The organism is Streptomyces sp. NPDC056883 (genome assembly GCF_042788835.1).
Taxonomy (GTDB): domain Bacteria; phylum Actinomycetota; class Actinomycetes; order Streptomycetales; family Streptomycetaceae; genus Streptomyces; species Streptomyces stoeckheimensis.
Genome location: NZ_JBHUBS010000010.1, coordinates 195,858 through 217,237 on the forward strand (window position 1 = coordinate 195,858; position 21,380 = coordinate 217,237).

The following is a 21,380-nucleotide window of genomic DNA, read 5'->3' on the forward strand; positions in this document are numbered from 1 at the left end:
CATGATCATGCATCATCGCGCATACTCATCCCATGTCAAAGGTTCTCACCTCCCTGCCCACCGGCGAGCGCGTCGGTATCGCCTTCTCCGGAGGCCTCGACACCTCCGTCGCCGTCGCCTGGATGCGCGACAAGGGTGCCGTCCCCTGCACCTACACCGCCGACATCGGCCAGTACGACGAGCCCGACATCGCGTCGGTGCCCGCGCGGGCCACGGCGTACGGCGCCGAGATCGCGCGCCTGGTCGACTGCCGTGCGGCGCTCGTGGAGGAGGGCCTGGCGGCTCTCGCCTGCGGCGCGTTCCACATCCGCTCGGGCGGCCGCGCCTACTTCAACACGACGCCCCTCGGCCGCGCCGTGACCGGCACCCTGCTGGTCCGCGCGATGCTGGAGGACAACGTCCAGATCTGGGGCGACGGGTCGACCTTCAAGGGCAATGACATCGAGCGGTTCTACCGCTACGGCCTGCTCGCCAACCCGCACCTGCGCATCTACAAGCCCTGGCTCGACGCGGACTTCGTCACCGAGCTCGGCGGCCGCAAGGAGATGTCGGAGTGGCTGCTCGCCCACGAGCTGCCTTACCGCGACAGCACCGAGAAGGCCTACTCCACCGACGCCAACATCTGGGGCGCCACCCACGAGGCGAAGACCCTCGAGCACCTCGACACCGGTGTGGAGACCGTGGACCCGATCATGGGCGTCCGCTTCTGGGACCCCTCGGTCGAGATCGCCACCGAGGACGTGACCATCGGCTTCGAGCAGGGCCGCCCGGTCACGATCAACGGCAAGGAGTTCGCCTCCGCCGTCGACCTGGTCATGGAGGCGAACGCCATCGGCGGCCGCCACGGCCTGGGCATGTCGGACCAGATCGAGAACCGGATCATCGAGGCGAAGAGCCGCGGCATCTACGAGGCTCCGGGCCTGGCCCTGCTGCACGCCGCGTACGAGCGCCTCGTCAACGCGATCCACAACGAGGACACGGTCGCCCAGTACCACAACGAGGGCCGCCGCCTCGGCCGCCTCATGTACGAGGGCCGCTGGCTGGACCCGCAGGCGCTGATGATCCGCGAGTCCCTGCAGCGCTGGGTCGGTACGGCGATCACCGGTGAGGTGACGCTGCGCCTGCGCCGCGGCGAGGACTACTCGATCATGAACACCACGGGCCCGGCGTTCAGCTACCACCCGGACAAGCTCTCCATGGAGCGCACCGAGGACTCGGCGTTCGGCCCGGTGGACCGCATCGGCCAGCTCACCATGCGCAACCTCGACATCGCCGACTCCCGCGCGAAGCTCGAGCAGTACGCGGGCCTCGGCATCGTAGGCACCACGCACCCCGCCCTGATCGGCGCGGTCGAGGCGCCCGGCTCCGGCCTGATCGGCGCCATGCCCGAGGGCGGCGCCGAGGCCATCGCCTCGCGCGGCGAGGTCTCCGGCGACGACGAGCTGCTGGACCGTGCCGCGATGGAGTTCGGCACCGACTAGTCGCTGCCGGCAGCAGGACGTGACGCGCCGCCCGTGGTCCCCGTGGGGACCGCGGGCGGCGTTCTCGTGCGGTCACGAGGCCGTGGTCATCCAGGGGGCGACCGCGCCGCCGCGGACCCGGCGCACCTCGCCCCGCGAGGCCAGGAGCCGGAGGTCGCGGTGGATGGTCATCGCGCTGACGTCCAGTTCGCGGACGAGCCGTTCGAGGGAGACGTAGCCCTCACGGCACACCGTCCCGACGATGTGGTGCTGCCGGGAAGCGGCGGTCAGCTTGCCCGTCGCCAGACTGATCCGGCGCACGTGGTCACTCACGGCCCTCCTCAGGGATGTGGACCAGATATAGACCAAAACTAGACCAGACGGGAGGGTCGGGACTCGGCCGAAGGTCCCGTAGTCCCAGGTCCGTGGACTGGTCGGGCCCGTGTGCCGGCTCGTCCTTTTGGTCCATTCCTGGTACGGACACGGTCTGGTGGCGTGAATACTGGAGGGGTGAATCAGTCCCTCGACCTGCGACCCGTCCTCCGGGACGGGTCGAGGCCCGTCCACGTGCAGGCGCGCGACGCGATCGCCGCCGCCCTCGCCGCAGGGGTCCTCGCCCCCGGCACGCGCCTCCCCTCCGAGCGCCACCTCTGCGAGCGCCTCGGCGTCAGCCGGGTCACGCTCCGCAAGGCGCTGCACGCGCTCCAGGAAGAGGGCCGGGTCGGGTCGGCGGAACGGGCGGGCTGGCACGTCGCGGCCGGCGGCGCCGCGGTCCCGGCCTTCGAGCACACCTCGGAACTGATCGGCGGGCTCAAGGAGTACGGCCGCAGGCTCGGGTTCACCCCGACCGCGCGCGTGCTCGCCGCCGGGCTGCGCCCTGCGGAGTTCGAGGAGGCGGAGACCCTCCGTGTGCTGCCCGGGGCGGAGATCTTCGAGCTGGACCGGGTGCGGCTCTTCGACGACGCGGTCATGTGCCACTCCGTCACCCTCGTCCCGGCCGAGCGCGCCCCGGGCCTCGGCGAGGCCGACTACACCACCGCCTCGCTGTACACCGAGCTCGCCGCACGCGGCATCGTTCCCACCCGTGCGCGCTACACCGTCCACTCCTCCCTCGTCCCGCCCGACGAGGCTCCCCTGCTCGACCTGGACGAGGGGGCTCCCGTACTCCACATCGAGCAGCTCAGCTACGACCAGCTCGGCCGCCCCTGCGAGTACAACCGCGTCGTCTACCGCGCCGACCGCTACCGCTTCCACGCGACGCTGACGGCCGGTCCCGGGACGAACCCTCCGGTCCCGGGCGTGCTCGGCAAGGGATTCTGACGGCGTCCTGGCAGGATCGCGGTATGGAACGTGTGCTGGGAATCGGTGGGTATTTCATGCGGGCCGCAGATCCGGCGGCCCTGGGCGCCTGGTACCGGGACTGCCTGGGGTTGGACTCGGACGAGCACGGTCTGTGGCGTCAGGGAGCCGGGCCGACGGTGTTCGCGCCGTTCGAGTCCGGGACCGACTACTTCGGTTCTCCCGCCCAGCAGACCATGCTCAACTTCCGCGTCCGGGACCTGGACGCGATGCTCGCGCAACTGCGTGCCAAGGGTGCGGACGTGGCCCAGGAGACCCAGGACATGGACGGGGTCGGCCGGTTCGGCTGGGTCACCGATCCCGAGGGCAACCGGATCGAACTGTGGCAGCCCGCCTGATCGCGGCTTCGGACAGGAGGCCGTGACCGGGCGGGCTGCGGGGCTCTCGGCGGGGGAGCGCGTCCCTCAGGCGGTGGCCGTGGTGGCCGGTTCTCGGGCGGATGCTTCAGTGCCAGTGCCAGTGCCAGTGCCCGGAGCCGGGGAGGGAGCCGGGGAGGGAGTCGCGGACGGCTGGGCGGCGTGCACCGCCTCCGCCGGGAGGTGGCGCTCCAGCCGGGTCAGGGCGAGTGCGGCGCCCAGCGCGGCGACGGTCAGGAACGCCCAGGGCAGGCGGCCGTCGAGCGCGAGCAGTCCCGTGAAGAGGGACGGGGCCAGCGCGGTGGCCAGGGAGTACGACAGCTGGTACGTGGCGAGGTAGCGGCCGCGGACGGCCTCGGGCGCGGCGGAGACCGACAGGGCGCCGCCCGAGGGGCTGTGGACCAGTTCGCCGACGGTGTAGACCACCACGATGACCAGCAGGGCGACCAGCGTCGCCGTCTGTCCGGGCCGGACCGTGCCGAGCACGATCTGCCCGACGAAGGCTGCGGCGAAGAGCAGGGCCCCGAGGGCCGCGGAGCGGGTGCGCCGGGCTCCGGAACGGCGGACCCGGCCGGCGATCAGGACGCCGATGCCGGCGCAGAGGGCGGTGTTGACGGTGAAGGCCGCACCGGTCAGGGAATCGGGTCCGTGCAGCCAGGTGCTGATGTAGAGCGGGAAGAGGACGGACAGGGCCGAGTATCCGAGCGCGGTCAGGAAGTTGGCGGCGGTCAGGCCGAGGAAGGGCCGGTCGGCGAGCACCATCCGGTAGCCCGCGGGCGGACGCTTGGCCGAGGCGGGTGCGCCGCCGGCCGTACCGGGCTCGCCGTTCGCGTGGTGCCGTACCGGCTTCACACGGCTGACGAGCAGTCCGGCGAGCGCGAAGGCGACCGCGTTGCCCCAGGCGGTGTAGGTGAACCCCTCCGTGCCCCACAGGGCCAGGACCCCGGAGACGACCAGGGCGCCGGCGCCCATGCCCGCGTTCTGCAGGGCCCGGATGGAGGCCTGGAGGCGGTCGCGGGCGCCGCCCCGGGCCACTTCCCCGATGAGCGACTGCTGCACGATGGGGAAGGAGCGGTCGGCGAGGGCCGTGATCAGCGCGACGGCGGCGAAGGCGGGGAGCGACCCGGCGAGCGGGTAGAGGGCGAAGCCCAGGGCCCGTACCGCGTAGAGCAGCAGGTTGACCTTCCTGGCCCCGAAGCGGTCGACGGCCGATCCGGCGAGCGGCATGACCGCGAGCCCGGCCAGGCCGGTCACCGTCAGCACGATGCCGACGAGGGCGAAGGAGAGGCCGGTGACGTGGTGGAAGAAGACGAGCGAGAAGGGGATGTACATCCCGATCCCGATCGCGCTGATTCCCACTCCGAGGAGCAGCGACCGTTCGCCCGCCACCCGTTCCTCGCGCATGCCCTTGATCACGTCGATCTCTCCCCCGATTAGATTGCTAGGAAGTAGCTTAGCGCTAAGCGGCTTTGCGTCAAGGGTTTACTTTGCGGTCGCGAGCGGAGGTCGCCCGCCGGTCGCACGGCAGTCGTCCGCGCGTCGTCGAACGGTGCAGCGGGGGAGGGGCGTTGGGGTTCAGTCCTCCCAGTGGTCCGCCCCGGACTCCTCCCGGCCGCCGAGGTTCCACGCCTCGATGTCGCGGTAGTGGATCGGGCCCGGGCCGCGGCCGATGTTGCTGCCGACCAGGTGCAGCCGCTCCGTCCGCCAGTAGCGGCCGGCGAACCCGGCGAGTCCGGCGGCGGCCTCCACCGCCGAGGAGACGTCGTTCCGGCGGGCGCGGGCCAGCGTCAGATGGGGTCGGAGCGGCCGGTCTTCGAAGGGGATGCCGCACTCCTTGACCACGGTGCGGACATCGGCGGCGAGCCCGTGCAGCCCGTCTAGATCCCCGTCGATCCCGCTCCAGAGCACCCGCTCACCGAAGTGGCCGCCCCCGCGCAGGGCCAGGTGTACGGGACCGCGCGCCGCCGCGAGCTCCGCGAGCGGCGGCCGCAGGAGCGGGACCGACCCGACCGGCAGCTCGCCGAGGAAGGCCAGGGTGATGTGCCAGTCCTCGATGCGGTTCCACCGCATGTGCGGGTACGCGGCGTACGCGGGGCCCAGCTCGCGCGCGAGTTCGTCCTTCGCGTCGTCGGGCGGGGCGAGGGCGATGAACACGCGAACGGTCGCGGGCCCGGTCTGTTCGTTCACATCGTTCACAGGAGACTTCGTACAGTGCTTCGGGCGGTCCGGTCCTTCATCGTGATCAGATGTAATCCGCCGTGTTGTGCACGTCGCCGAACCTGGGGAAGATCCGCTCCACCGCGAACGCGTGCTCGTCGGCGGCGAAGCCGGACATGGCGTCGGCCACGAACTCCAGCTCGTAGCCGAGGTCGCTCGCGGCCCGCGCCGTGGACTCGACCCCCATCGTGGTGACCAGCCCGCCGAGCACCAGCGTGTCCACGCCCAAGCCGCGCAACCGGTCGTCCAGGCCGGTGTCGTGGAAGGCCCCGACGGTGTGCTTGACGATCAGCACGTCGCCCGGCCGCACCAGACCGTCGGCGAAGCCGCTGCCCGGCGGCTGCTCGGCGACGCCGGGCCGGTCCACCCGGACGAGCACCACCGGGCGCCCGTTCGCCCTGAAGGCCTCGGCCAGCCGGAGGCAGCGGGCCAGTACCTCTTCACCGGAGTGAGGGGCGACCGGCATGCCGATGATGCGGGGCATCAGGTCGATGAGGATCAGTGCGGAGGTCACGGGAACGATCATAGGACAGGGCCGTAGCGGCGGGAGGGGTGCGGCGGCAGGGTCTATGGCGTGCTGGTGAAGGAGCGGCGGTAGGAGCGGGGCGGAACTCCCCTGCGCCGCACGAACTGTTCGCGCAGTACCGCCGCGCTGCCGTAGCCGACCCGGCGGGCGATCTCCTCGACGGGCAGGTCCGTGCTCTCCAGGAGCTCCTCCGCACTGCTCAGCCGCAGGTTCCGTAGCCAGGCGTGCGGGGTGGTGCCCGTCGCGGCGGTGAACCGGCGGGCGAAGGAGCGCTTGCTCATCATGGCGCGGCGGGCCAGCTCCGTGACGGGAAGCGGCTCGTGGAGGTGGTCGCGGGCCCAGGCGAGCACCTCGGAGAGCCGCTCGTCCCGGCAGTCCTCGGGGACGGGTGCGGCCAGGTACTGGGCCTGCCCGCCGTCGCGGTGCGAGGGCAGCACCATGTCCCGGGCGACGCCGTTGGCCATCGCGGCCCCGTGCTCCCGGCGCAACAGGTGCAGGCACAGGTCGAAGCCGGCGGCGGCTCCGGCGCCCGTGACGATCCTGCCCTCGTCGATGTACAGGGCGTCCGCTTCTACGGCGACGTCCGGATGGCGGTGGGCCAGCAGCTCGGCGAACCGCCAGTGCGTGGTGGCCCGTAGCCCGTCGAGCAGCCCGGCCTCGGCGAGCGCGAACGTGCCGACGCAGTGGGCCGCGAGCACGGAGCCGCCCCCGTACGCGGAGACCAGCGCCTCGAGCACCGCGGGACCCGGCGGTGTACGGAAACCCGCCCCCGGAAGGGCGATGACCAGATCGGCGGCGGCCAGCCGGTCGAGCCCGTGCTCGATCGCGAGCGGCACGCCGATGTCGGTGGGGACCGGCCCGGGCCGCTCGGCGCACAGGGCGAAGTCGAAGCCGGGCAGGCCCTGCCCGTGCGGGCCGAAGACCTCGGAGACGATCCCGACGGCGAGCATGCCGACACCGGGCGGGACGTACGCGGCGACGGTCGTGAAAGGGGGCACGGGGGCAGTCTGCCACCTGTGGCACGAATCCTGCGATCACTGGCAGGCGTGCCACTCGTACGCCCCCGGCCGCCGCGGCAGGATTACGGACATGACGAACACGACGACGGACTTCGCGACCGACACCACGACCGCCACCGACACCACGACCGGCACCGCCACCGCGACCGCCACCGACGCACCGCTCGGCCGCAGCGCCGTCTACAAGATCCTGACCACCGGCTACGTCGGCTCCACCGGCCCCGGGGTCGCCGCCACCGTCTCCTACGTATCCGACGCCGGCCGGCACTTCATCTTCGACCCGGGCATGGTGGCGAGCCACGCGGACATCCTCGGTCCGCTCGCGGAACTGGGCCTGGGCCCCGAGGACATCACCGACGTGGTGCTCAGCCACCACCACCCGGACAACACCATGAACGTGGGCCTGTTCGGCGGGGCCCGGGTGCACGACCACAAGGTGGAGTACCAGGGCGACCAGTGGACGAACCGGGACGCCGAGGGCTACGAACTCACCCCCTCCCTGCGCCTGATCCGTACGCCGGGACACAGCCACGAGGACATCACCCTGCTGGCCGGGACCGACTCGGGTGTGGTGGCCTTCGCGGGCGACCTGTGGTGGCACGCGCAGGGCCCCGCCGACGACCCGGTGGCCCCGGACCGCGAGGTGCTGCGCGCCTCCCGGCTGCGAGTGCTCGCCGCGGCGGACCTGATCGTCCCCGGTCACGGCGGCCCGTTCGCCGCCGGCGACACCGTGCCGGTCTAGGAGGGCTGCGGTTTTGCGTCAACTCTCCTCTCATTTAGGCGAGTTGCCGCCCTGCTGACCTATCTTCCATGGGGCATGCCGGTTCGCCCCATGGAGGTCAGATTGCAGCCCAGGCCCTTCCTCGCCCTACCCCGCGCACTACGCCGATCCCGTCTGCTCATCGCCTTCGGCCTCGGCGCGCTGCTGATCGGCTTCACGCCGTGGCTCGGGGTCGCGAGCCAGGCCGCGGCCGGCCGTGGCCCGGATCCCCGATCCGCGTCCGTGCCGTCCCCCGCGCCCTTCGGCGATCAGGCGGCGAAGCAGTCGCCGCACCACGGCATCGCACCGGCCAACGCCATGGAGCCGACGGCCCCCGTCCTCGACCGGACCGGATGGACGGCCGTGGCCAGTGACGAGGAGACGGTCCGCGAGAACGGCCGTGCGTCCCAGGTCCTCGACGGTGACACCGCCACCATCTGGCACAGCCGTTGGTCGAGTACCCCGGCCCCCCTCCCGCACAGCATCACCATCGACATGCACCGTACGGCGGTCGTCTCCGCGCTCGTCTACACCCCGCGCACCAACGGGGCCAACGGGCGCGTCGGTGAGTACACCCTCAGCCTCAGCGCCGACGGGGTGAGCTGGCCGGCCCCGGTCGCCGGGGGCACGCTCGCGGACGACGGGAGCGCCAAGACGCTCGGGTTCGCCCCGCAGGGGGCCCGGTTCGTCCGGCTGACGGCCCTCACCGAGGCCGGCGCACGCGGCCCGTGGACCTCCGCCGCCGAGATCAACCTGCTCGGCGACCCCGGGACCCCGGAGGCCACCGTCGACCTGGCCCGGACCGGATGGACGGCCGTGGCGAGCGACGAGGAGACGGTCCGGGAGAACGGCCGTGCCTCGCAGGTCCTGGACGGTGACACCGGCACCATCTGGCACAGCCGTTGGTCGGGTACCCCGGCACCCCTCCCGCACAGCATCACCATCGACATGCACCGCACGGCCGCGGTCTCCGCACTCGTCTACCACCCCCGCACGAACGGCATCAACGGCCGGGCGGGCGCGTACACCGTCACCACCAGCACCGACGGAGCCGCCTTCGGCGCACCGGTGGCCGCGGGCACCTGGCGCGACGACGACACCGTCAAGACCGCCACCTTCACCCGTACCGCGAACGCCCGGTTCGTGCGGCTGACCGTGACCACCGAGGCCGGCGCCCGCGGTCCGTGGACCTCCGCCGCCGAGATCCGCCTGAGCGGGCCGGCCGCCCCCGCCGTCCACGGATCCTGGGGCCGGATCACCGGCTTCCCCCTGGTCCCCGTGGCCACGGCCGTGCTCCCCGGGGACAAACTGCTGGCCTGGTCCGCGTACGCGGTGGACCGCTTCGGCGGCAGCAACGGCTACACCCAGACCGCGATCCTCGACCTGAAGACCGGCAAGGTCACCCAGCGCCGCATCGACAACACCGGGCACGACATGTTCTGCCCCGGCATAGCCATGCTGGCCGACGGCCGCGTGCTCGTCACCGGGGGCAGCAACGCGGAGAAGGCCAGCATCTACGACCCCGCCACCGACACCTGGTCCGCCACCGCTGCCATGAACATCCCCCGCGGCTACCAGGCCATGACGCTCCTCTCCACCGGCGAGGCCTTCGTCCTGGGCGGATCCTGGAGCGGCCCCGCGGGCGACAAGGCCGCCGAGGCCTGGTCGCCGGTCACCCGAACCTGGCGCGGGCTCCCGGGAGTCCCCGCCCTCCAGGCCTCCACGGCCGACCCGGCCGGGCCGTACCGCGCCGACAACCACATGTGGCTGCACGCCACTTCGGGCGGCAAGGTGCTGCAACTGGGCCCGAGCAAGCAGATGAACTGGATCTCGACCACCGGCACGGGCAGCATCACCCCTGCCGGCACCCGGGCCGACAGCGCCGACGCCATGACGGGCAACGCCGTCGCCTACGACATCGGCAAACTGCTCACCCTGGGCGGCTCGCCCGCCTACCAGAACACCCCCGCCACGAACCGCGCCTACACCGTGAGCATCGCCGGCAGCCAGGTTGCAACCGCCCGTACCGGAGACATGGCGTACGCCAGGGCCTTCGCCAACAGCGTGGTCCTGCCCGACGGCAAGGTGATCGTCTTCGGCGGGCAGAGCTACCCGGTCCCCTTCAGCGACGCGACCTCGGTCCTGACCCCCGAACTGTGGGACCCCGCGACGGGCGCCTTCACCCCGCTCGCCACGATGGCCGTTCCGCGCAACTACCACAGCGTGGCCAACCTGTTGCCCGACGGCCGGGTCTTCTCCGGCGGCGGAGGCCTGTGCGGCGACTGCGCCACCAACCACGCCGACGGAGCCGTCTTCACACCGCCGTACCTGCTCAACCCGGACGGATCCCCGAAACCCCGCCCCGAGATCACGGGGAACGTCCCCACCCGAACGTCCCCGGGCACCTCCCTGACGCTCACCACCGCCACCTCCACCCCGGCGGCATCCTTCGTCCTGATGCGTGCGGCGGCCGCGACCCACTCCACCGACAACGACCAGCGACGGGTTCCCCTCACGTCCACCCCCACGGGAACCGGCACCCACAAGGTCTCCATCCCCGCCGACCCCGGCGTGGTCCTACCGGGCAACTACATGCTTTTCGCCCTCGACGCCCAGGGAGTACCGAGCCCGGCCCGCTTCCTCACCATCTCCTGACCCCACACGCCACCCACCCGGCCGGAGCCCCCACGCCCCGGCCGGGCGGGCGGCCCGGCATCCTGCAGGCGGCCATCGCCCCTGACAGCGGGCACCGTGACACCACTACGCTCTGCCCATGGCAGACGACTGGCGGACGGACCGGATCGGGAGCGCGCTGCGCGGCGAGAACCCGACGGTGCTGCGGCGCTTGGCGGCGGGGTTCGCGGTGATCGGCGACGTGCAGTTCTTCGACCGGGAGCCGCCCGACGTGGTGGGCAGCCCGGTCTGGCTCCACCCCGGCGACCGCTGGTCCGACGCACAGTTCGCCCTCGCTCCCCGGCACGCCCCCCTGCGCAAGGCGATCACGACCGAACTGGACCGCCTGAACACGGAAAACTGACCGCGGCCCAAGAAACCCCCGTCGCAGGCCGGTGCGGCGTGTGCGCTCCGGTCACGACAACCGGGCTCCCGCCTCCACCCCGACCGCCCGGATCTGATCCGCGCTCAGTCGCCGAAGCTCGGCGATGAGGACGGCCCTGTCGTGTCCGGCTCCATGGTGACGTGGGTCGCGGTAGCCCAGTCGGGCGTTGCTCTCCCCGACAGGGCCGGCCATCGCGGCCAAGTCCCCCAGGGGAATGCCCAGCACGACGGCGAAGTCAGCCAGCAGATCGCGCGTCACCTCCACCGTGCCGTGTCCGACCTGGCCGATCGTGGAGGCACTCACGCACAGACCCGACAGTGTGTGCATGACCCGGACCGAGGCGCTCCAGGTCAGATTCCGGTTGGCGAGCATCTGGAGAAGTGCGGCGCCGAAGCTCGGTTCATACCGCGCGTGTGAGGGTTGTGGTGAGCCAGTCCGTGGTGGTGGGGAGCCAGTCGGGTTGGGCGTTGCCGAGGAGGTGGTCGCCCGGGGGGATCAGGAGGTGGGTGGCGTTCGGTGCTCGGCGGGCCAGTTCCGAGCCGTTGGTGACGCCGGGGACGCGGTCCTCGCCGCCGTCGACCACCAGGAGGGGGCATGCGATGCGCGGCGCCAGGGCCGACAGGTCGACCTCGGCGGTGAACTCGCGTGCCGCGTCGGCTCCTCCGGCGCGCTGGGTGAACAGGTCCTGCAGGGGCGGTGGCAGGGCATCCCAGTCGAGGCGGTGGGGGCCGCTCACCACCGCCGCGGCTGCCACGCGGGGTTCGAGGGCCGCGCTCCGTGCGACGTAGTAGCCGCCCAGGCTGAGGCCGATCAGGCCGACGCGGTCGACGGCGAGGGCGTCGATGACCTGGCCGATCACCCGGTCGTAGTCGGCGCGGAGGGTCGTGGAGGCCGCGAGCGCGCCCTGCCCCGGGCCGTCCATGGTGAACACGGCCGAACCCCTGCGCAGCAAGGCCGCGGTGACCCGGTGGAACTCCTCCTTGCCGGAGTCGAGTCCGGGGACGACGATCACCGTGGACGGTGCGTCGGCGGGGCCGCGCAGCCAGCCGCTGAAGGCGGGGCCCTCCAGCCGGCGGGCGCCGGGCTCCAGCAGGGCCAGGGCGCGGCCCATGGCGGCGTCCGCCTCCGCGGCCGCGTACGCGTGGTGCGTGGCGTCGGCCGTCTGCGGAGACAGGGTGGCGAAGTGGAACCACCGCGCCGCCGCCTGCTCGTACTCGCCCGCGGAGACGGAAGAGAGGGCAGAGACCGCAGAGACCGCCGACACCGGTGATGCAGCCGCGGCCGCCTGCCCTGCTGCGCGCGCGACGTACTGCCGGGCGGTACGGATCAGCGCCTCGCTCCATGCTCCGAGGGAGGCGACCCCGTCCGTGGCGCGCAGGTACGCGTGCGGATCGAGCCCGGCACCGGTGGCCCGGGTGAGCTGGGCGGCGGCGAAGGCGGACGCGAGGCCGGCGGACTCCGTGCTCATCGTGCCGCTCCCGTCGTGAGGACGGCCTTGCCGCGGATCCGGCGCTCGCGCAGGTCCACGAGGGTCCGGGGCGTCCGTTCCCAGTCGTCGACGCGGCCGATCTCCGGATGCAGCCGCCCGCGGTCCACCAGGCGGACCAGCGTCGCGAGATCCTCGCCGTACGGGGCGCCGGCGTAGTGGAAGTGCCGGATCGAGGCGCCTTCCGGCCCCGCGAAGAAGTCGAAGAAGTTCAGCGTGACCGGTGTCCGGCTCGCTTGGCCGAACCAGATCAGCGTGCCGCCGGCGGTCAGTGTGGCCAGCGCCCGCGGCAGGGCGGTACCGCCGGTGGACTCCAGCACCAGGTCGAACGGCCCCCGGGCTTCCGTCACCTCGCGGACGACGGCGGTCGCGCCCCGTTCGAGGAGCCTCTCGCCGCGCGCGGCGGTGGCGGTCACGGCGGTGACGTCCGCACCGGAGGCGGCGGCGAGTTCGCTCACGTAGTGGCCCACTCCGCCCGCCGCGCCGGTGAGCAGGACGCGCCGGCCCGCCACGCTGCCGGCCGTGCGCAGCAGCCGGAGGGCCGTGATCCCGGCCAGCGGCAGGGCCGCGGCCCGGACGGCGTCGATGCCGTCGGGGAGCACGGCCAGGGAATGCGTGGGCACGGCGACGTACTCCGCCCAGCCGCCCTGCGGCGGATGGCCCACGACGCGGGTGCCGATCGGCGGCCCGGACCCGTCGGTGGCGGCCTGCACCACGAGCCCCGCGACGTCCTTCCCGGGGAGCAGCCCCGGCCGAGGGTCCTCCAGCAGAAAGGTCTCACCGCGGTTCGGCGCGAACGCCTCCACCCGGACCAGGGCCTCGTCCGCGGCCGGGACGGGCTGGGCAACGTCGGCGAACTCAACCGGCTGCGCCGGATCGCCGGTGGGAATCAGTCTCTTCATGTGGATCATGGAAGCGGCAGCGCCCGCGAACCGTCCAACAACCCCCGGGACCGGTCGACAACCAAAGGTTGTCGCCTAAGGTGAGGGGCGTGGATCTGGACCTCGCACAGGTGCGTGCCTTCGTACTGACCGCCCAGGAGCTGCACTTCGGACGCGCGGCCGAGGCCCTGTCGATCTCCCAGCAGGCCCTGTCGAAGCGGATCGCCCGCCTGGAGTCCGGGCTCGGCGCCGAGCTGTTCCACCGGGGCGGCCACGGCGTACGGCTCACCGAGGTCGGCCGCCGCTTCCTGGACCCGGCCCGGCGGGCCCTGGCCGCCGCGGAACGGGCCGTGGCCGCCGTACGGGACGAACGGCGGCCGCTACGGGTCGACGTATGGGGCCACCTCTACGCACCGATGCGGACCCTGGCCCAGGTGGCCGCGCACGCTCCCGAACCGGCCATGGAGCTCGGGCACGGACGCGATCTGCCCGCGGTGGCCGCAGCCCTGCTCCACGGGGACGTCGACGCGGCGTTCGGCCGGGTCCACCCGCCCCTGCCCGAAGGGCTGACGCACCGACTGGTGCGGCTGGAGCCGGTGGACGCGGTCCTCGGCGCGGACCATCCCCTCGCGGGAGAGGCCGCACTCCGGCCGGGCCAACTGGCGCAGAGCGTGCTGTGGACCCCCGGAGCCCTCGACCGGCTCGACTTCCTGCACCGCTTCGCCGAGCGGTTCGGCGTCCGCGAGCACGCCGAGGGCCCGAACCTGGGAGCGGAGCACTTCCTGGCCGGCCTGTCCGGGGACGTACGCCGCTTCGCGCTGATGCCGGCCGACGTGCCGCTCCCGCGGATCCCGGGCATCAGGTCCGTTCCGCTGGTGGACCCCACACCCCTCTACGCCTGGTCGCTCCTGTGGCGTGGAGACGGCGGGCGAGACGGCGGGGGAGACGGCGGGCGCACAGACGGCGGGAGCCGCGAAGGCGCCGGGCACCCCTCGCTGGACCCCCTGCTCGAAGCCTTCGCCGCGGAGGCCGGGCGCACCCGCTGGCTGGAGTACGACCCGGCCCGCGACTGGCTGCCCGAACCGGGCACCTCCACCACGCCCTGACGCCGGTGGCCCGCCGGCCACCGGAGCGGATCGCCCGGGGGCCCGGCCTCAGCCCAGCGGCTCGCGCTGCTTCTCCAGTGACGTGCGGTCGCGCCGGGGGAGCAGCAGCGGGGTGGCCATCGCCAGCAGACCGGCGGCCGCGAGGGCCGTGCGGGGGCCGGTGAAGGCGGCCAGCAGGCCCCACAGGGCGGTCAGTGCGGCGATGGACGCCTTGCTGGTCACCGACCACGCGGACAGGACGCGGGCGACCCGATCGGGCGGGGTCCGGGTGAGCCGGAGGGTGGCGAACACCGGGTTGAACACGCCCATGCAGGTGATCAGCCCGAACTCGACGGCCATGACGAGTACGAGCCCGCCGGGCCCGGAGTGGACGAAGGCCAACCAGGGCAGCCAGCACGCCCGCAGCCACCCGGCGGTGATCATGACCCGGTGCTGCCCGAACCGCTCGACGAGCCGCGGGGCCAGCCGCGAGCCGAGCAGGCCGCCGGCGCAGGGCACGGCGAAGGCGAGCCCGTACTGCCAGGGCGAGAACCCGAGCGGGCCGAGCATGAGGACGGCGAGCAGCGGTGCGGTCGCCATGATCAGGCCGTTGACCAGGATCGTGTTCGCGAACAGCGGGCGCAGCTCGGAGTCGGCCAGGATGTACCGCCAGCCTTCGAACAGGTCGCGGAAGCGCAGCCGCGCCGGAGCTCCCGCGGGCGGGGCCGATGCGGCGGGGTGCGGCTCCTCGCCGCCGATCGCACGGATCCCCACCGCCGAGAGCAGGTAGCTCACCGCGTTGCCCACCACCGTCATCACCGGCCCGAACGCGGCGATCGCGACGCCGCCGAGCGGGGGGCCGAGCATCGTGGCGGTCCAGGTGGTGGATTCGAAGCGGCCGTTCGCGACGATCAGGTCCTCCGGCCGGACGAGCGCCTTCACACAGGCGCCGCCGGCCGCCGTGAAGGCGATGTCCGCGGCGCCGACGACGACCGCGACGACCAGGAGCTGGGTGAGGCCGAGCATTCCGAGCGCGTACGCCGCGGGCACGCTCATCAGCGCCGCGAACCGGATCAGGTCCATGGTGATCATCACCGGCCGCTTGCGGCGGAACTCCACCCAGGGGCCGAGCGGCAGCGCCACCACCGCGGCGACGGCCGGTCCCGCGGCCGCCAGCGCGGACACCTCGGCCGGCCCGGCGTGCAGGGCGAGGATCGCGATCAGGGCGAAGGCGTCGAACGCGAGCCAGGTGCCGAGCGTGCTGACCGCGTACGCCGCCCAGAGCCATCCGAACTGCCGTCCCAGCGACCGTCCGGTCCTCCTGATCGGCGTGATCGGCATGATCGGCGCAGCCCTCGCTCTCTCGTGCACACGGTTCCACGAACAAGCGTACGAATCTACTCGTGTCGACCGGAGCAATCAAAGCGAGCGGCACGCCCCCGGGTCAAACGACGCCCGGGGCTCGCGCCGCACACGGCCCGGAACCGGTCCGGCCCGGCACCCGCGCGATGCGGGGCCGGCCCGGAGCGGTGTACGGCAGGCTCAGGGAGCGAGCAGGTAGGCGTTCGTGATCGTCTCCCGCACGGTGTTGCCGGCCTTGTCCTTCAGGTCCACCCGGAACGACACGGCCTTGGCCGCCGCCGGGTGCTGCACGGTCACCGAACGCGCCCCGTCCGCGTCCGTCGCCACAGGGAGGAGCCGCCAGGTGGCGCCCCCGTCGAAGGAGACCCTGACCGCCAGCGCGGCGACCTGTCCTTCCCCGGCGGCCGCGCCGGCCAGCCGCAGCGGCACCTTCAGCGCGCCGCCCGCGGGCGCCGTTCCGCTGAGGCTCAGATTCGGCGCGAGCCGCACCGTGGACAGCGGCAGCGCCACGGCCTGGTCCGAGGACGGACGGGCCGAGGTGAACGTCCAGATCGCGTTCACCTTCGTGCTGGTCGAGGTGTCCTTGGGGGACCGGGTCGCCTCCTTGGTCAGCCGGTACGTCGCCTTGCCGGCCGGCACCTCGGCGCTCAGCCAGCCGTTCGGGTCGGTCTCGGCGATGACCCGGCCGCCGGACTCCAGCCGGGTGAAGCCGCCGGTGGTGACGGACGAGCCCGGGTGGCCGCCGCCGTCGTTGAAGAGCCCGACGTTGAAGTCCACGTAGTCACCGGTCCGCGTCGCGGCCTGCTCCCTCCCGGCCGCCAGGTTGGGGCCGACCACGCCGGTGTTGAAGTTCAGCGTGTACCGCCGGCCCGGCTGGTACGACCCGACGTCATGCGAGTAGATCATGCTCGCCTCGCCCTGGGGGTTGATCTGCGAGGCGACCCAGGACCAGCGCACCCCGCCTTCGGTGCTGACGTACTGGGTGCTCGCCAGCGGCAGGCTCTGCTCGGAGGGGTCCTGCACGCCGGAGGTGTAGCCGCTGGAGTCCGTCGGCGTCGCGTGGATCAGCCCCTTCGCTCCGGTGACCGAGGCGCCGAAGCCGAGCTTGACCTCGGCGACGTCGGCCTTGGTGAGCTTGCGGTCGAGCCCGGTGAACCAGGTGCCCGAACGGTTGAAGGCCAGCCGGTGGTCGACGTTCTTGCCCGCCGCCCCCGGCGTCTTCCACAAGCCGTTGTACTGCGCGCGCAGCGTGGGCGCGGCCGGGCCCAGGTGCTGGGTGAGGATCTTCGTGAACCCGTCCGTGGCCCACATGTCGGACACCATCGCGGCGTCGTCGTAGAACCCGGCGAAGGCGCTCACCAGCTTCGCGGTGGGGTCCGGCGGGGTGACGGCGAACGGCTTGGCCTTGCGGGAATCGAAGGTGACCGTGGTCTTCCCGGTGAGCTTCAGCATGGGCTGGACGAAGAAGCCCAGGGTGGAGTCCGGGCCCCAGAGGACGCCCTCCAGCAGGTAGTCGCCCTTGGGCAGCCGCTGGACGACCGTGCCGCTCGGGTCGTACGGGACCTCGAAGCGGCCCTCCATGCCGGTGCCGAGCTTGGTGACCGTGGTGTAGTACGTCGCCGGGTTCCCACCCTTGACGTCCAGGTGCTTCAGCGTGACGTCGTAGGACTCCACCTCGCGCTCGACCACGAGACCGGTGCGCACCTGCTGCCCGTCCCCGGAGGCCAGCACGGTTCCGCCGAAGGCGCCGTCGACCGTGCCCTTGCGGGTGTCGGCGGTGACGGTGGTCGACGCGGTGCCCCCGGCGGGGACGGTGAGCTGCGCGTCCTTCACGGTGAACATCCCGGCCGGGGCCGGACGGCCCGACGGGTCGGTGCCGACCGTGCTCAGCTTCAGCGTGACCGGCTTGGTCCCGTGGTTGCGGTACGTGAGGGACTTGGACACCGGCTTGTCGTCGGCGTGCGGCCACAGCTGCGTACCGAAGGCGAGGGAACCGGGATCGGCCGTGACGACGGCCTTGCCGGCCCGGACCAGGTCGACGCGGCCCGCGCCCTGCTGGTAGGCGTTGTTCTTCGGGTTGGGAGTGGCGGAGGCAGTCAGCAGGGCCTTGATCGCGGCAGCGCTCCAGCTCGGGTGCTGCTGCTTGACCAGGGCCGCGGCGCCCGCGACGTGCGGGGTGGCCATCGAGGTGCCCGACATGCCGACGTAGCCCTCGGGGGGCCCGGGATCGGTGCCCTGCGTGGTCGCGGCGGCGGTGATCTCGACGCCCGGGGCGGTGATGTCCGGCTTGGCCAGTCCATCGGCGGTCGGACCGCGGCTGGAGAACTCCGCGAGCTGGTCCTGCTTGTCCACCGCGCCGACGGTGAGCGCCGCCGTGGCGCTGCCGGGCGATCGCAGCGTGCGGGCCTTGTCGCCCTCGTTCCCGGCGGCCACCACGAACAGCGCCTTGCCGGACAGTTGGGCGACCGCCTCCTCCTTGGGGTCGACGCCGGGCTCGTCGGGAGAGCCCAGGCTCATGTTGACCACGGTCGCGCCCTGGTCCACGGCCCACTGCATACCGCTGATGATCTCGGAGTCGGAGCCCCAGCCGTCGTCGGCCAGGACCTTGCCGTCCAGGAGCTGCACATCGGGTGCCACGCCCTTGTACAGGCCGCCCGACCGTGCGCCCGACCCGGCGATCGTGGAGGCCACGTGCGTACCGTGCCCGTACCGGTCCTTGGAGTCGGGCGAACTGCTGAAGTTCTTCTGCAGGGTTTCGACGCCCTTGAGGTCCGGGTGGGTCTCGTCGACCCCCGTGTCCAGGACCGCCACCTTGATGCCCTTGCCGGTGAAGCCCGCCTTCCACATGGTGGGCGCGCCTATCTGCGGCACGCTCTTGTCCAGGGTCGCGCTCACCTTGCCGTCCAGCCACAGGTGGGCGACGGGCGGAACGGGCGCGGAGCCCAGCGTCCGGGCGTCCTTGCGGCCGGTGACCGCCGTCCACAGCGCCGCGGCGTCGGCCTTCTGCGCGTGGAACGCCTCGCCCGCCACCGCGGGCAGCTCGCGACGGTCACGGGCGACCGCCGCGAGCGTGTCGCCGGCGGCCCCGAAGGTCTTGGCCCCCGAGGCGTCGCGCCGGTAGCCGGCGATCAGGGGCAGAGTGGTGCGGTGCGCGTCGTCGTACCCGTCCCTGATCAGCCCGGCGACGTCGAACAGCCGGCGGTCGAGCACCCCGTCGGCGACCAGCCGCAGGGCGTCCTGCGGAATGACGTACGTGTGCGCGCCCTCGCGGCGCACCGAGAAGGCGGTCCCCTCACGGCCCGCGCCGCGGATCAGCTGCTCGACGCTGCCGTCGCCCTTGACGACGACCCGGTCGCCGGTGATCAGGGTCACCGTCGCCGACGGCTTCGATTCCTTCTTCGCCCGGCCCTCGGCCGGACTCCCCTTGCCCTGCTGTGCGGTGGTGCCTGCGGCCAGCGCCGGCGCGACGCCGACCGACACCGTCCCCGCGATCAGCGTCCCCGTCACCGCTGCGGCGAGCGCCGCAGATCGGGCCTTCCTCGTGAATGCCACCCGTGTTCCCCCGCGTTCGTGTGCATGCCAATGCGTGTGGTGTGGGGTATCACGCCGGGCGGGCCCGTTCGGTTCTCCGCGGACGCGGGAAATATCAAGGTGCACCCGAACTCGTCCGCGCAGGTCACCAGGTGACGGGGAGCTCCCGCAATCCGTAGACGATGGTGTCCCGTTGGAACACGAGCCGCTCCTCGGGCACGGCCGGCCGCAGACCGGGCATCTCGCGCAGGACCGTTTCCAGCATGACCTGGAGCTCGACCCGCGCCAGGGTGCGCCCCAGGAACTCAGCTCGGCGGCGCAGGCCACGACGCCGTCCGCCGAGCCGAAGAGCTCCGGCTGCCGCTTGGCGGTGGACAGCATGCAGATCACCCCGTCCCCGGCCCGGATCGTGTGACTGATTCCCAATGACCGTTGTCAAGGGTCGAGGATGCCTACTGGGTGGTTGCTGTCATGCCGATGGCACGGCGGAACCTTGCCCACACAGAGGTCGGCACGAGGACGCTAGGGACTTCGTCAGGAGAGCCGGGGTCCTGTGATGCCGCCATCCGCCCTGCTCGGTAATCGTGAGCGTCCCCGCGGAATGCGACGGCGTCCTCCCCGATCCCAACTACTGCCAGCAGGGTGTCCAGGGCCTTGTCGGCTTGCTCGTGCGGTTGGGTGAGCCAGACACACGAGATGGCGGGCTGAATGCCGTCGTGCTTGCTGATCGCGAAGCTGAATCCCTTCAGTCGGAACAGAACGACGTCGAGCTCGTCCAGCCCGTCCCACGACCGCTCCACGTGTAGACGCAGCCGCTGGGCCACGGGCTGAACCGGCAGCTCCAGCCCTCCGATCATCTGGAAGAGCGGGACGGAGTGCTCCCAGACGCTGTACTGGTAGGCGGGGTTCTTGCCGGTGTAGTAGGGCGGTTGTGTGGCCGGCTGCCAGTAGGGCTCAGGTCCCGGGACCTTGATCTCTGTCACAGCAGCTCCTCCCCAGGGCCTCTGGCCAACTGATGATCAACCTACCTTCACCAGGCCGACCGGGTTCGTGTGGCGGCGGTCAGACCCGGCCGCGGCGGCTGGACTGGCCATCGGATTTGGTCGCGGATGAGGGCCCGCACGATGTCGAGGGCGCGGCCCCGCCATCGTTCACCAGTCCCGGCCAGCGGTCAGCACCTCCGAAACCGCATCTGTGAACCCGTATGCCGACGCGACGAAACAGAACTCGTCACAGATCCACTCACGTGCAGCCGTCTCGATCCCGCTTCCGGCCGCCGCGAACTCACGGTCCAACAGGTTGAACTCCTCCGTCGCAGCCTGGGTGAGCGCATACAAGGTCCCCAGGCATGACGGGTTCTCGGACTCAATTCGTTCGCACAGCCGCAGCAGGATCGCCCTCCCTTGGTCGACTACACGATCTGGAAAATATGAGTCGTCGTACATCAGTCGCAGGAACGCGTGTCCCGCTACCTGCTAATTTGTGATCGGCATGGCCCTCTTCTACCTCCGCGAAGACGTGACGCGCCGATCATGCACGGCACCACTGACAACGACGATTGCGGTTAGTCCCACCAGCCGTCGCCAACTTGCCAACGCTGCACCCACTCCAGGAAACCGAAGGCTTCCGGCCCCGGATATTGGTAGGCGCCCACGTCGCTGACCAGCCAGACCTTGCCCCGTTGAGGCCCGTTTACGACGAGTACCCAGTAGGAGAGCTCATCGTCCGTGCCCAGGACGATGGAGCCGTTGCAGTAGACGTTGGTGACGCGCTCATTGTGGTCCGCGGCTAGGGGCTCGCCTTCCCAGGCCCAGGTCCCTCCGAGTGGGAACGGCGCGGCGGGATTCCGGTCCACCTGGTTCTGACCGCTCTTCCGTGGCGCCTCCGGCCAAGGGACGACCCTCGTCCAGGCTCGGCAGACGCCGCGCTGGGCCTGAGCGGCGCGGGGACCTGTCGGAGCGAGCACGTGGAGCCGCCGGCAGGCGGAGCCTTCACGGAAGCGCGGCCAGAACCCGATAGTTGGCCCGGACCGACAACTTCGATGCTCAGAATCGGCCCGACGGATCCGAGCACAGCCGCCCACCAGCCGGGGGCGCCGGATCAAGGTCTGCAGTTGCTGGGATCTCACATCCCGCGCTGCTGCGGGCGCCCCGGAACACTGCCGTCGCCTTCACCGTCGACATGAATAGGCCACCACAACCACGGCAGAGCCGCGGCCCGGGATCGTCGTCCGTGACCACGAAGAGCCTTAGCCAGAGTGTTCCATCCCTGTCCGCGGGA

20 protein-coding genes are annotated in these 21,380 nt (G+C 72.0%); 8 read left to right on the plus strand and 12 right to left on the minus strand.

What is annotated here, in order from left to right; all coding sequences use genetic code 11:
• The first annotated feature begins 32 nt into the window (after window positions 1-32).
• Window positions 33-1,481 carry an argininosuccinate synthase gene (argG, locus tag ACFRU2_RS24435; RefSeq protein ID WP_382975566.1) on the plus strand — a complete coding sequence of 483 codons (1,449 nt, stop codon included), beginning with the start codon at window positions 33-35 and terminating at the stop codon, window positions 1,479-1,481.
• A gap of 72 nt (window positions 1,482-1,553) precedes the next feature.
• On the opposite strand, the gene ACFRU2_RS24440 is transcribed toward argG, so the two are convergent.
• Window positions 1,554-1,793, minus strand: a complete 240-nt coding sequence (locus ACFRU2_RS24440; RefSeq protein ID WP_382975569.1) for a DeoR family transcriptional regulator — start codon at window positions 1,791-1,793, stop codon at window positions 1,554-1,556.
• Between the two features lie 177 nt (window positions 1,794-1,970).
• Between ACFRU2_RS24440 and ACFRU2_RS24445 the strand changes: the two genes are divergently transcribed.
• The gene (locus tag ACFRU2_RS24445) at window positions 1,971-2,780 is read left to right on the plus strand and encodes a GntR family transcriptional regulator (protein ID WP_382975571.1); all 810 of its coding nucleotides are present in this window, start codon (window positions 1,971-1,973) and stop codon (window positions 2,778-2,780) included.
• Between the two features lie 23 nt (window positions 2,781-2,803).
• Complete coding sequence (locus ACFRU2_RS24450; RefSeq protein WP_382975573.1) at window positions 2,804-3,157, plus strand: VOC family protein; 354 nt, start codon at window positions 2,804-2,806, stop codon at window positions 3,155-3,157.
• Window positions 3,158-3,223: 66 nt separating this feature from the next.
• Here the strand turns inward: ACFRU2_RS24450 and ACFRU2_RS24455 are convergent, their stop codons facing one another.
• From ACFRU2_RS24455 to ACFRU2_RS24470, 4 genes are all read right to left on the minus strand, one after another.
• Complete coding sequence (locus tag ACFRU2_RS24455) at window positions 3,224-4,591, minus strand: MFS transporter (RefSeq protein ID WP_382975575.1); 1,368 nt, start codon at window positions 4,589-4,591, stop codon at window positions 3,224-3,226.
• A 159-nt stretch (window positions 4,592-4,750) separates the two neighbouring features.
• Entirely contained in the window at window positions 4,751-5,362 is a 612-nt protein-coding gene (thpR, locus tag ACFRU2_RS24460) for an RNA 2',3'-cyclic phosphodiesterase (RefSeq protein WP_382975775.1), read from the minus strand.
• A gap of 55 nt (window positions 5,363-5,417) precedes the next feature.
• A complete protein-coding gene (locus tag ACFRU2_RS24465) occupies window positions 5,418-5,906 on the minus strand; it encodes an isochorismatase family protein (RefSeq protein WP_382975577.1) in 489 nt (162 codons plus the stop codon).
• A gap of 53 nt (window positions 5,907-5,959) precedes the next feature.
• On the minus strand, window positions 5,960-6,868 hold the full coding sequence (locus ACFRU2_RS24470) for a GlxA family transcriptional regulator (protein WP_382975777.1): 909 nt from the start codon (window positions 6,866-6,868) through the stop codon (window positions 5,960-5,962).
• A 139-nt stretch (window positions 6,869-7,007) separates the two neighbouring features.
• Between ACFRU2_RS24470 and ACFRU2_RS24475 the strand changes: the two genes are divergently transcribed.
• The 3 genes from ACFRU2_RS24475 (at window position 7,008) to ACFRU2_RS24485 (ending at window position 10,734) form a co-directional block, all read left to right on the plus strand.
• Window positions 7,008-7,679 carry an MBL fold metallo-hydrolase gene (locus ACFRU2_RS24475; protein ID WP_382975580.1) on the plus strand — a complete coding sequence of 224 codons (672 nt, stop codon included), beginning with the start codon at window positions 7,008-7,010 and terminating at the stop codon, window positions 7,677-7,679.
• A gap of 102 nt (window positions 7,680-7,781) precedes the next feature.
• On the plus strand, window positions 7,782-10,352 hold the full coding sequence (locus tag ACFRU2_RS24480; RefSeq protein WP_382975582.1) for a discoidin domain-containing protein: 2,571 nt from the start codon (window positions 7,782-7,784) through the stop codon (window positions 10,350-10,352).
• Window positions 10,353-10,470: 118 nt separating this feature from the next.
• Window positions 10,471-10,734 carry a hypothetical protein gene (locus ACFRU2_RS24485; protein WP_382975584.1) on the plus strand — a complete coding sequence of 88 codons (264 nt, stop codon included), beginning with the start codon at window positions 10,471-10,473 and terminating at the stop codon, window positions 10,732-10,734.
• 51 nt (window positions 10,735-10,785) lie between these two features.
• Here the strand turns inward: ACFRU2_RS24485 and ACFRU2_RS24490 are convergent, their stop codons facing one another.
• From ACFRU2_RS24490 to ACFRU2_RS24500, 3 genes are read right to left on the minus strand one after another with little or no spacing between them, the layout of a single operon-like run.
• A complete protein-coding gene (locus tag ACFRU2_RS24490; RefSeq protein WP_382975586.1) occupies window positions 10,786-11,127 on the minus strand; it encodes a hypothetical protein in 342 nt (113 codons plus the stop codon).
• Window positions 11,128-11,155: 28 nt separating this feature from the next.
• Window positions 11,156-12,223 carry an alpha/beta hydrolase family protein gene (locus tag ACFRU2_RS24495; protein WP_382975588.1) on the minus strand — a complete coding sequence of 356 codons (1,068 nt, stop codon included), beginning with the start codon at window positions 12,221-12,223 and terminating at the stop codon, window positions 11,156-11,158.
• Window positions 12,220-13,143, minus strand: coding sequence for a zinc-binding dehydrogenase (locus ACFRU2_RS24500; RefSeq protein WP_382975590.1), 924 nt, complete (start codon window positions 13,141-13,143; stop codon window positions 12,220-12,222). Before ACFRU2_RS24500 ends, ACFRU2_RS24495 begins: the two co-directional genes overlap by 4 nt.
• Window positions 13,144-13,232: 89 nt before the next feature.
• Here ACFRU2_RS24500 and ACFRU2_RS24505 point away from each other — a divergent pair, with 89 nt between their 5' ends.
• Window positions 13,233-14,228, plus strand: a complete 996-nt coding sequence (locus ACFRU2_RS24505) for a LysR family transcriptional regulator (RefSeq protein WP_382975591.1) — start codon at window positions 13,233-13,235, stop codon at window positions 14,226-14,228.
• 48 nt (window positions 14,229-14,276) lie between these two features.
• Here the strand turns inward: ACFRU2_RS24505 and ACFRU2_RS24510 are convergent, their stop codons facing one another.
• Window positions 14,277-15,548, minus strand: a complete 1,272-nt coding sequence (locus ACFRU2_RS24510) for an MFS transporter (protein ID WP_382975593.1) — start codon at window positions 15,546-15,548, stop codon at window positions 14,277-14,279.
• 201 nt (window positions 15,549-15,749) lie between these two features.
• Complete coding sequence (locus ACFRU2_RS24515; protein ID WP_382975595.1) at window positions 15,750-19,121, minus strand: S8 family serine peptidase; 3,372 nt, start codon at window positions 19,119-19,121, stop codon at window positions 15,750-15,752.
• 172 nt (window positions 19,122-19,293) lie between these two features.
• On the opposite strand from ACFRU2_RS24515, the gene ACFRU2_RS24520 reads away from it, so the two are divergent.
• Window positions 19,294-19,515 carry a hypothetical protein gene (locus tag ACFRU2_RS24520; protein WP_382975597.1) on the plus strand — a complete coding sequence of 74 codons (222 nt, stop codon included), beginning with the start codon at window positions 19,294-19,296 and terminating at the stop codon, window positions 19,513-19,515.
• 37 nt (window positions 19,516-19,552) lie between these two features.
• Here ACFRU2_RS24520 and ACFRU2_RS24525 read toward each other — a convergent pair whose 3' ends face one another.
• Together ACFRU2_RS24525 and ACFRU2_RS24530 are read right to left on the minus strand one after the other, a co-directional pair.
• Entirely contained in the window at window positions 19,553-20,083 is a 531-nt protein-coding gene (locus ACFRU2_RS24525) for a hypothetical protein (protein ID WP_382975599.1), read from the minus strand.
• Window positions 20,084-20,251: 168 nt separating this feature from the next.
• Window positions 20,252-20,545 (minus strand): DUF5713 family protein, encoded by a 294-nt coding sequence (locus tag ACFRU2_RS24530; RefSeq protein WP_382975601.1) that lies wholly within the window; start codon window positions 20,543-20,545, stop codon window positions 20,252-20,254.
• Window positions 20,546-21,380 lie beyond the last annotated feature (835 nt).